This is a genomic window from Delftia sp. ASV31 (assembly GCF_016428765.1).
Classification (GTDB): Bacteria; Pseudomonadota; Gammaproteobacteria; order Burkholderiales; family Burkholderiaceae_C; genus Comamonas; species Comamonas acidovorans.
On the sequence record NZ_JAELTK010000139.1, the window covers coordinates 1 to 9,691 of the forward strand.

Annotated in this window: 9 protein-coding genes; 4 read left to right on the top strand and 5 right to left on the bottom strand. The window is 67.7% G+C overall.

The genetic code is table 11. The features are described from left to right. Positions 1-191: hypothetical protein (locus JHD82_RS27765; RefSeq protein WP_199140039.1), on the top strand; the 191-nt coding region annotated here is incomplete at its 5' end. Between the two features lie 504 nt (positions 192-695). Here the strand turns inward: JHD82_RS27765 and JHD82_RS27770 are convergent. Both JHD82_RS27770 and JHD82_RS27775 read right to left on the bottom strand, forming a co-directional pair. Continuing rightward, positions 696-1,142, bottom strand: a complete 447-nt coding sequence (locus tag JHD82_RS27770; protein ID WP_374191672.1) for a hypothetical protein — start codon at positions 1,140-1,142, stop codon at positions 696-698. Between the two features lie 444 nt (positions 1,143-1,586). Continuing rightward, positions 1,587-2,522: a LysR family transcriptional regulator gene (locus JHD82_RS27775; protein WP_199140041.1), complete on the bottom strand. Its 936-nt coding sequence runs from the start codon at positions 2,520-2,522 to the stop codon at positions 1,587-1,589. A gap of 132 nt (positions 2,523-2,654) precedes the next feature. Here JHD82_RS27775 and JHD82_RS27780 point away from each other — a divergent pair, with 132 nt between their 5' ends. The 3 genes from JHD82_RS27780 to JHD82_RS27790 all read left to right on the top strand — a co-directional run bounded on the left by JHD82_RS27780 (position 2,655) and on the right by JHD82_RS27790 (position 5,750). Next, entirely contained in the window at positions 2,655-3,623 is a 969-nt protein-coding gene (locus JHD82_RS27780; protein ID WP_199140043.1) for an alpha/beta fold hydrolase, read from the top strand. A 57-nt stretch (positions 3,624-3,680) separates the two neighbouring features. Then, the gene (locus tag JHD82_RS27785; protein ID WP_012205002.1) at positions 3,681-4,685 is read left to right on the top strand and encodes a tripartite tricarboxylate transporter substrate binding protein BugE; all 1,005 of its coding nucleotides are present in this window, start codon (positions 3,681-3,683) and stop codon (positions 4,683-4,685) included. Between the two features lie 150 nt (positions 4,686-4,835). Then, positions 4,836-5,750: a LysR family transcriptional regulator gene (locus JHD82_RS27790; RefSeq protein ID WP_034392446.1), complete on the top strand. Its 915-nt coding sequence runs from the start codon at positions 4,836-4,838 to the stop codon at positions 5,748-5,750. Between the two features lie 36 nt (positions 5,751-5,786). Here the strand turns inward: JHD82_RS27790 and JHD82_RS27795 are convergent, their stop codons facing one another. The 3 genes from JHD82_RS27795 to JHD82_RS27805 are packed head-to-tail and all read right to left on the bottom strand — an operon-like array spanning position 5,787 to position 9,205. Then, positions 5,787-6,764 (bottom strand): tripartite tricarboxylate transporter substrate binding protein, encoded by a 978-nt coding sequence (locus JHD82_RS27795; RefSeq protein WP_012205004.1) that lies wholly within the window; start codon positions 6,762-6,764, stop codon positions 5,787-5,789. A gap of 33 nt (positions 6,765-6,797) precedes the next feature. Continuing rightward, positions 6,798-8,303, bottom strand: coding sequence for an acyl-CoA synthetase (locus tag JHD82_RS27800; RefSeq protein WP_199140045.1), 1,506 nt, complete (start codon positions 8,301-8,303; stop codon positions 6,798-6,800). Further along, positions 8,300-9,205 carry an SDR family oxidoreductase gene (locus JHD82_RS27805; RefSeq protein WP_016448092.1) on the bottom strand — a complete coding sequence of 302 codons (906 nt, stop codon included), beginning with the start codon at positions 9,203-9,205 and terminating at the stop codon, positions 8,300-8,302. The genes JHD82_RS27800 and JHD82_RS27805 overlap by 4 nt, the downstream gene beginning before the upstream one ends. Positions 9,206-9,691: the final 486 nt, after the last annotated feature.

The following is a 9,691-nucleotide window of genomic DNA, read 5'->3' on the forward strand; positions in this document are numbered from 1 at the left end:
CCCCCCCCCCCCCCCCCCCCCCCCCCCCCCCCCCCCCCCCCCCCCCCCCCCCCCCCCCCCCCCCCCCCCCCCCCCCCCCCCCCCCCCCCCCCCCCCCCCCCCCCCCCCCCCCCCCCCCCACACCCCCTTTTTTGTTCGCATTTCGTCGGCAGCGTCAGATGTGTATAAGAGACAGCTCTATAAGAGCCTAGATAGCCATCGAAGACGTATATGCAAGCGAGTTGCCCGTAAGCAGAAAAAACGAGATGAACGGCATCTGAGCCGAAGAATATGGAGACACCCCCGCGAGGATCAACACGCCGAACAACAAGTGTCCCTTTGTTCTCTGCCAGCACCGCATTGAGGGGAAATCCGGGAACATAGTTCTCCGAGCAGACGTCTTTCAGGAAGGGTTCAATACTCGACAGCGACTGGCCTATCTTGAATCCTGCAGCAGCCTGTCCAGGCTCGATGGGGGCATGAAGATCAAGCATATTTTGGTGCGGACTGGCTTGCGATCGACCATTATCGCGTGAGCTTGGCAAACCACCCTGCTTGGCAGACGGCCTTCGCAAACTCTGACGTTCGACAGCCCGAAGTGGCCCTTGTGTTTTGCATCGGCCACTCGTGGGAAACGATTTCAGCATGCCTTCGCAGAACACTTATCGAACGTCCGCAACGGGCCGTAACCCGCTCCCCACCAACCGCCAAAACCCTCACCCAAACAACCCCCCCTCATCCAACAACTCAAACGCCACCTCAGGCGTCCTCTCCATCCCTCGCCGAATCGCCGCAGGAATCGCCTGCCGCGTCTTGCTGCACAGCCCGCGCATGGGCAAGACCTCGATCTGGATGCCGCGCACGGTGCGCACTTCGCTGGCGCCGGGCTCGATGCGCACGCGGATGCCGAGCTGTTCATACATGCGCTGCTCCACATGGCGCAGGTCCTGCAGGCTGGTGATGCGTTCCAACCGTAGCAGCAGGCGTTTTTCCTCTTCCTTGGTGAGTCGCAGGATGCGCTGGTCAGCCATGGAGTCGGCGAGCAGGGCGTCGTGCTCGCAGATGCAGGCGCCCGGAGGGCAGGGGACTCGGATCGGAATCTGAACGGGAAAGCTCATCGATGCCCAAGGAAGATCCGCCCCGGCCGGGGCGGTGCAGGCCATGCTAGTTCAAGGCTGCAGCGGGGCCAAGGGGAAAGTCCTGGGCGCGTCCGCTGCCTGCGCCTGCTGCCTCTTCCCCCTCCCCTATGTCCGCGCCTGCGTCGTGGCGGTTGCGGGGTTGCAAGCCTGCCGAAGGACAGGCTTGCTTCGTCATCTGACTCGCCGTGATGTCTGAACGTAGCGCGCAGCGCGAAGTGAGTTTCACGGCGAACCCCGCAGCCGCCACGACGCAGGTTGCCCCGCAGCGAAGCGAAGGGGTCGCGGACATCCGGGTCGCCTTCTTTGATCTGACCTTTCTTGGCGAATCAAGAAAGGGCAGTCGGCTGCCGGGCCGAGACCCGGCCTCTAAAAGAAACCGCCCGGCAGGGGGAACAAGTGCGCGCGGCGTTCAAATTTACAGACGTTCAGAGCCGCAACAGCGAAGTCGCATGGGTTGGCCCGCCCGCCTCACGACTTCTGACTCCTCCCATAAAGATTCTCCAACCCCGCCCACACCCTGCGCGTGAGCGGCTTGCTCTGCGCGGCAGGCCGCCGGTAGAGCCGTACGTTGATGGGCACGTCCTTGTCGGGCCCGGCCGCGCGGGCCAGGCGGCCCTCGGTCAGGTCGGTCTTGACCAGGGTGAGCGGCAGCCAGGCCAGGCCCAGGCCCTGGTGGACCATGGCGTGCAGGGAGTCGGCGAGGTCGGCCTCGTAGACGGTGCGCAGGCGCGTGGTGTCGCACAGTTCGTGCAGGTGGCTGCGCAGGATCTTGCCCAGGGACATGCTTTGCGCGTAGTCCAGGTAGGGCACCAGCGGGCCGCCGCCGTGGGCGGGCAGGGCGTACTTGGGCAATTGGGGGACCAGGGGGATGCTGACGGGGATCAGCGTGTCCTGGCCCACGGGCAGCCAGGCCAGGTGGTGGCCCTGCAGGCTGCCTTCGATGGCGGGCTGGGCGTGGCACATGAGCAGGTCCACCTTGCCCTGCAGCAGCATTTCCACGCCGTAGTCCAGGCTGGTGGTGACCACTTTCCAGCACAGCTGGGGCATGGCCTGGTTGAGGGCGGTGATGATGCCCGGCAGGACGGTGTGCGACAGCGTGCGGCCGGCCGCGATGGTGATGGTTTCGTCACGCGTGCGGTGGGGGCGCTGCAGCAGGCCGTGGGTCTGCTCCAGGATGCCCAGCACTTCATGGGCCGAGGCCAGCAGCGTCTTGCCGGCGGCCGTGAGCGTGGTGGATTGGTGGCCGCGCTCGACCAGGGGCGTGCCCGCCCATTCCTCCAGCGCGCGGATGCGGCGGCCAAAGGCCGGGTGGGTGATGTGGCGGCGTTCGGCGGCCTTGTAGAAGCTGCCGGTGTCGGCCAGGGCCTGCAGGTCCTGCAGCAGTTTGAGGTTGAGTTCGTGCATGGGTAGGGTGGGTGCAGGGCTGTGCTGATCCGGCACAGCGCCGCCGCAATCGGCACAGCACCAAGGCGGGGCATGCCTAGCATGGCGGCATGCGAGAGAAGCCCTGTTATGCCTGAAGTTTGCCTCAGGAAGATGCAAAGCCATTTCATTGGCGGTGCGCAGCGCACGGTGCGGGATCTGCCGATCCAGCACAGGGAGGTGGTGCGCAATGGCGGCGAGCGGCCGCTGGACATGAATGGCAGCTATGCCGTGGGCCAGATGTATGCCATGGAGTACCGGCTGGCGCGTCCGCGCAGCCCCCTGCCGGTGCTGCTGTGGCATGGCGGCGGCATGACCGGGGCGCAGTGGGAGTCCACGCCCGATGGGCGCCAGGGCTGGCTGTGGCGCCTGCTGGAGGCCGGCCACGACGTGGTGGTCTGCGATGCCGTGGAGCGCGGCCGCGCGGGCTGGGCGATGTTCCCCGAGATCTATGCCGAGGCGCCCGTGTTCCGCAGTGCCGAGGAGGCGTGGCAGCTGTTTCGCATAGGCCATGGCGCGCCTTCGGGCGACGGTGTGGGCGAGCCTTTCGTCGGCCAGCGGTTTCCGCATGAGAATTTTGGTGCCCTGGTGCGGCAGATGGTGCCGCGCTGGCTGGGGCACGAGGCCATGGCCATGGCGGCCTATGACGCGCTGCTGGAGCAGTTCGGCCCCTGTGTGGTGATGGGCCACAGCCAGGGCGGTGGCTTTGCCGCGCATGCGGCCGTCCGCAAGCCGCACCTGGTGCGCGCCGTGGTGGGGGTGGAGCCTACGGGCATGCCGGTGGTGCAGCAGGAGCAACAGGGGCAACAGGGGCAGGAGGGGGCGGATGCCTTCGCGCCTGCCTCGGCCATCCCCCATCTGGCGGTGTGGGGCGACCATTTCGCGCATAGCCCGCAGTGGCAGAAGTACCGCGCGCAGACCGATGTGTATTGGCAGCTGCTGCGCCGCCTGGGCGGCCGCGCCGAGGTGCTGGACCTGCCGGCCGCAGGCATTACCGGCAATTCGCATTTCTGCATGCTGGACACCAATGGCGACGAGGTGCTGGGCCGGGTGCTGGCCTGGCTGGAGCGCCTGGGCCGATGACTTGCCAGTGACTGGCCGGTGCTGGTCCCGAAGAATTTCAACGAGGAGAAAAATCCTATGCAACGCCGCAATTTCATGATCCGCAGCCTGTCTGCAACCACGGCGGCCCTGGCCCTGGGCGCGCTGGCGCCCGCGCAGTCGGCCCTGGCGGCCGATGCCGGCTGGCCCACGGCCGAGCCCATCCGCCTGATCGTGCCGTTTCCGCCCGGCGGCACGGCCGATGTGGTGAACCGCCTGTTCGCGCAGCAGCTGGGCAAGGTGCTGGGCGCCTCGGTGATCGTGGAGAACAAGGCCGGGGCCGGTGGCTCGCTGGGCACGCGCTTCGTGGCCGATGCCAAGCCGGACGGCTATACGCTGCTGGGCGCCACGTCCAGCACGCACGGCACGAATCCGGCCGTCTACACCAAGCTGCCCTATGACGCGGTGAAGGATTTCACGCCCATCACCCAGGTGATCACGGTGCCGGGCGTGCTCAGCGTGCATCCCTCGGTCAAGGCGGCCAATCTGAAGGAGCTGATCGCGCTGGCCAAGGCGCAGCCGGGCCATCTGTCGTATGCGTCCTCGGGCGCGGGCGGTCTGGGTCATCTGGCCATGGAGCTGTTCAAGGCCAAGGCGGGCGTGCAGATCATGCATGTGCCCTACCGCGGCGCGGGCCCGGCCTTCACCGATCTGATCGGCGGCCAGGTGTCCATGCTGTGGGAGCCGCTGCCGGCTTCGCTGCCGCACATCAAGTCCGGCAAGATCCGCCCGCTGGCCGTGGCCACGGCCCAGCGCAGCAGCGAGCTGCCCGATGTGCCGACCTTTGCCGAGTCCGGCGTGCCCGGCTACGCCGTGCAGGCCTGGAACGGCCTGCTGGCGCCCAAGGGCCTGCCCAAGGACATCCGCGACAAGCTGCACAAGGCCAGCGTGCAGGCCCTGGCCGATCCGCAACTGCGCCAGCGCCTGGCCGAGCTGGGCGGCACGGTGGTGGCCAATACGCCGGAGCAGTTCGGCGCGGTGATCCTCAAGGATGTGACGACCTGGAAGCAGGTGGCCTCTTCGTCGCAGATCAGCCTGGATTGATGCGGCGGGCACCGGGGAAAGCCCTGTGTCCCGGCGCCCACGGGTGGCGGGGCCAGGCGTCGTGACGGTGCCATAGTCCGGGGGTGGCGGTCCTGGCGCGTTGCCTGCGGCCGTGCACAAGGCGGGCCGCCTGACCTGCCGCCTCAAGCCATGGACATCAACCTCATCCGCAATTTCGTAGAGATCGTGGACGCGCGCAGCCTCAGCGCTGCGGCGCGCAAGCGCGATATCACGCGCTCCAAGGTGAGCAAGGAGCTCAAGGCGCTGGAGACGGCGCTGGGCGTGACCCTGCTGCACCGCACGACGCGCAGCTTTTTGCTGACGGCGGCGGGCGAGGTGCTGTACGAGCACGGGCGCAGCATCATCCAGGAGGTGGAGGCGGCGCAGGGCGCCATCGACGCGCTGCAGCATGTGGTGACGGGCTCGGTGCGGCTGAGCATTCCCACGGGCCTGGGCGAGCTGTACCTGGCCGACATGCTGCTGGCCTTCCAGAAGCGGCACCCGCAGGTGCGCATCCGCGTGCTGTTCTCCAACCGGGTGAGCGATCCCATGAGCGCCCAGGTGGATGTGGCCGTGCGCGTGGCGCGCGACGTGCAGGAGCACCTGGTGGCGCGCGATCTGGGGCCGGTGGGCTTTGGCCTGTATGCCAGCAGCGCCTATGCCAAGGCGCGGCCGTTCCACGACCCCGCCGAGATTCCCCACGGCGTGCTGCTGACGCCGCCCGGCGACGGCAAGACCTATGCCGTCTCGGTGAAAAAGGGGCAGCAGGAGATTGCGCTCAAGTGCGAGCCCTGCATCACCAGCGAGCATTTCCCCTTCCTCAAGCAGTCCATGCTCCGGGGCAGCGGCGTGGCCACCTTGCCCAACTACATGGTGATGGACGAGCTGCGATCGGGCGCCGTGCAGCGCGTGTGCCCGGACTGGACGGTGTCCGGCCTGGGCGACCGGCTGTACATCATCACGGCCGAGGACCGGCGGCCCTCGCATGCCGTCAAGGTGATGACCGAGTTCCTCAGGGCCAGCCTGCTGCGCTTCGTGGAGCAGGCCGGGGAGCCCGGGCCTTAGCGCCTCGGTTGTTCAGTTCTTCAGCTCTTCAGCTCTTCAGTTCTCCAGCGCAATCGCGTTGTCCGCGATCACCTTGCGCCACATCTGGCCGTCAGCGGCCAGGAAGTCGTCGAGCTGGGCCTGGGTCTGGGGCTTCCTGGCGGCCAGGGTCTGGTTGCCCAGGGCGCTGGCGAACTCGGGGTTGAGCATGACCTTGTTGACGGCGGCCTGCAGGGTGTTGCGCGCGTCGGCCGGCGTGCCTGCGGGCACGGCAATGCCGAACCAGGTGGAGGCCCTGAAGCCCGGCACGCCCGATTCGGCAATGGTGGGCGTCTGCGGCAGGAACTGCGAGCGCTCGGGCCCGGTGGTGGCAATGGCCACCAGCTTGCCGGCCTTGATGTGGGGCAGGGAGGTGCCGGCCACGTCCACCATGAGCTGGGTGTCGTTGGCCATGAGGGCGGTGAGGGCCGGGGCGCTGCCGTTGAAGGGAATGTGGGTGGCGGCCACGTCCAGGCGGGACTTGATCAGCTCGGTGGTCAGCTGCAGCGGGTTGCCCAGGCCGACCGAGCTGTAGTTGAGCTTGCCCGCGTGGGCCTTGGAGTAGGCCTTGAGGTCGGCCACGTTTTTGATGCCGGTCTGGCTGTTGGTGACCAGCACCAGCGGGGCCTCGGCCAGGATGTTGGTGAGCTTCAGTTCCCGGTCGGGGTTGTAGCTGAGCTTCTTGTAGAGCAGGGGGTTGAGCACCATGCTGGCATTGCTGGCCAGCAGCAGGGTGTAGCCGTCGGCCGGCGAGCGCGCCACGGCCGAGGCGGCAATCATGGTGTTGGCGCCCGGCCGGTTCTCCACGACCACGGACTGCTTGAGCTCGGTGGACAGGTGCGTGGCCAGGGTGCGGGCCAGCACATCGACCGAGCCGCCCGGCGCATACGGGGCGATGAGCTTGATGGGCTTGCTGGGGTAGTCGGACTGGGCGAACCCGGGGGCTGCGGCTGCGGTGGCCGCAGCGGCAAGCAGCAATGCAATGGCCTTGTTCATGCGTTGTCTCCTTCTCTTTCGGTGTTGGCGGGTTCAGATCTTGCGCTGCGTCGCGCCCCAGTGGGCGTCGCGCAGCTTTCTTTTGGCGATCTTTCCGTTGTCGTCGCGGGGCAGGCGCTGGAAGACGAAGCTGCGCGGCAGCTTGTAGGCCGCCAGCCGGCCGCGCAGCCATTCTTTCAGTTCCGCCTCGGGCAGTGTGCCTGACTGGCCGGGTTCGACCAGGGCCAGCAGCCGCTCGCCGTACTCGGCATCGGGCACGCCGATGACGGCGCAGTCTGCTATGCCGGGGTGCCTGAGCAGCTCGTTCTCTATCTCGGCCGGGTAGATGTTCACGCCGCCGGAGATCACCATGTCCGAGTCGCGGTCGCAGACGTAGAGAAAGCCTTCCTCGTCCAGGTAGCCCATGTCGCCCAGGGTGATGAGGCCGCCCTGGTCCATCTTGCGGCGGGCCTCTTCGTTGCCCTTGTAGGTGAAGTCGGCATAGGCGGGCTGGCGCACGTAGATCAGGCCGACCTCGCCCGTGGGCAGGGCCTGGCCCTGCCTGTCGAGGATGCGGACCTCGGCGTCCTGCAGCGGCAGGCCCGCGCTGCCGGGGTGGGTGAGGGCGTCGGCCGAGCCGATGAAGGTGACCAGGCCCGACTCGCTGGAGGCATAGGTCTCGTTGATGATGGGCCCCATCCACTCGATCATGGCCTTCTTGACCTCGGGCGCGCAGGGCGAGCCGGTGGAGGCGATGAAGCGCAGCGAGGAAATGTCGTAGCGCTCGCGCACCTCGCGCGGCAGCCTGAGCAGGCGCACGTACATGATGGGCACCATGTAGGCGGTGTCGATGCGGTGCTCCTGCACCAGCTGCAGGAAGCGCTCGGGGTCGAAGCGCTGCTCCAGCACCACCAGCTCGCTGAGCATGAGCGCGTTCTGGAAGTACAGGCTGGGCGCGCTGTGGTAGATGGGTGCGGTCAGCAGGGTGCGCGCGCCGGGCTGCAGGCCGTAGGCGGTGGCGATCAGCGCCTGGTTCACGGCCAGGCGCCGGGGCAGTTCTTCCACGGGAAACGCCTTGCGCAGCACGCCCTTGGGACGGCCCGTGGTGCCCGATGTATAGGCCATGTGGCCGCGCGGCGCGACCAGCGGGCCGTCGTAGGGTGCCTGGGCGGCCAGCCAGGCTTCGTAGTCCTGCTCCGGCTCGCGTGCGTGGGCGACGCGCCGGGGCAGGTCCGCATAGAGTTCGCCCTTGAGGCCGTCGAGCAGGTCCTGGCTGGTGATGAGGGCGCGGGCGCCGCTGTCGGCCAGGATGTAGTCGATCTCCGTGGCCGTGAAATGCCAGTTGACGGGGCAGTAGTAGATGCCCGCAATGCGGCAGGCATGGACCACGTCGGCGTATTCGATGCCGTTGCGAAGGAAGACGGCCAGCACGTCGCCTTCGGCCAGGCCCAGGCTGCGCAGGCCCTGGGCCAGCTGGCGGCCGCGCTGCTGCTGGGCGGCACCGGCCAGCGTGCGCTGTTCGAAGACCAGGGTGGAATGGGGCGTGGGGGCGGTGCTCATGTGGGCGTGGCCTCCTGCTCCCCATCGTTGACGTTGGGCTGGTTGGCGGCCTTGGCCATCTGCCGGGCGCGCGCCCAGTCGGCATCGTCCCAGGCCTGGTATTCGGTGAAGTAGGCGCCGTTGGCCAGGGCGTCGCCGCCGTCCAGCGTGATGGTCTGGCCGTTGAGCCAGGTGTTGCCCGGGGCCAGGATGAAGGCGGCCATGTTGCCGATGTCCTCGCCCGTGCCCAGGCGGCGCGTGGGGTTGTCCAGGCGGCGGCGGTCGGCCGAGTCCTCGTTGCCGTCGATCCTGGGGCGCAGGCGCTGGCTGGCGCCCTGGGTGGGAATCACGCCCGGCGCAATCGCGTTGAACCGTATGCGCTTGGGACCCCATTCCACGGCCAGCGATTTGGTCATGGCGTCCAGCCCGGCCTTGGACATTGCCGAGGGCACGACGAAGGGCGAACCCGTGTCCACCCAGGTGACGACGATGGACAGCACCGAGCCCGGCAGCCCTTCGGCGATCCAGCGGCGGCCCACGGCCTGGGTGACGTAGAAGGTGCCCCGGAAGACGATGTCCGATATGGCATGGAAGCCGTTGATGCTCAGGTCCTCGGTGCGGCTGACGAAGTTGCCGGCCGCGTTGTTGACCAGGCTCGTCAGCGGGCCGTGTTCGGCCCAGATGCGGTCGATGACGGTGTGCACGGCCTCGGGCTGGCGAATGTCGAGTTCATGCGCAAAGGCCTGCGCGCCCGTGTCGTTGTTCAGCATCTCGCAGGCCTGCTGCACCACGGAATGCCGCCGGCCGCACAGGTGCAGCTCGGCGCCCAGTTCCGCCAGCTTGGCCGCCATGGCCAGGCCCAGCCCCGTGCCGCCCCCGGTGATCAGGACGCGCTGGCCCTGGAATAGATTGGCTTCGAACATGCTTGTCTCCTTTTGCTTTCACTCTAGGGAGACAGGGGCGGCTGGCAAAGGAGGGTGGTGGAACGCGGTTGGTTCCGTGGTGGAAACAATGGGCTTGTGATTTGGGGCTGTTCCCCCGGCTTGTCAGCTAGTGCAGGGGGCTCATTTCGCCCTGCCGGGTGGCTATTTTTCGAGGCCGGGTCTCGGCCCGGCAGCCGACTGCCCTTTCTTGATTCGCCAAGAAAGGTCAGATCAAAGAAGGCGACCCGGATGTCTGCGACCCCTTCGCTTCGCTGCGGGGCAACCTGCGTCGTGGCGGTTGCGGGGTTCGCTGCGGAACTCGCTGCGTTCACTGCGTGAACTTCGCTCAGACAACCGCAGCTGTCTCTTATACACATCTCCGAGCCCACGAGACGCTGACGTTGATCGCGTATGCCGTCTTCTGCTTGAAAAGGGGGGGGGGGGGGGGGGGGGGGGGGGGGGGGGGGGGGGGGGGGGGGGGGGGGG

Excerpts from the sequence above, each read along its gene's own strand:
- JHD82_RS27775 (WP_199140041.1), bottom strand. The coding sequence starts at position 2,522 with ATGCACGAACTCAACCTCAAACTGCTGCAGGACCTGCAGGCCCTGGCC.
- JHD82_RS27800 (WP_199140045.1), bottom strand. The coding sequence starts at position 8,303 with ATGAGCACCGCCCCCACGCCCCATTCCACCCTGGTCTTCGAACAGCGC.
- JHD82_RS27780 (WP_199140043.1), top strand. The coding sequence starts at position 2,655 with ATGCAAAGCCATTTCATTGGCGGTGCGCAGCGCACGGTGCGGGATCTG.
- JHD82_RS27795 (WP_012205004.1), bottom strand. The coding sequence starts at position 6,764 with ATGAACAAGGCCATTGCATTGCTGCTTGCCGCTGCGGCCACCGCAGCC.
- JHD82_RS27770 (WP_374191672.1), bottom strand. The coding sequence starts at position 1,142 with ATGGCCTGCACCGCCCCGGCCGGGGCGGATCTTCCTTGGGCATCGATG.
- JHD82_RS27805 (WP_016448092.1), bottom strand. The coding sequence starts at position 9,205 with ATGTTCGAAGCCAATCTATTCCAGGGCCAGCGCGTCCTGATCACCGGG.
- JHD82_RS27790 (WP_034392446.1), top strand. The coding sequence starts at position 4,836 with ATGGACATCAACCTCATCCGCAATTTCGTAGAGATCGTGGACGCGCGC.
- JHD82_RS27785 (WP_012205002.1), top strand. The coding sequence starts at position 3,681 with ATGCAACGCCGCAATTTCATGATCCGCAGCCTGTCTGCAACCACGGCG.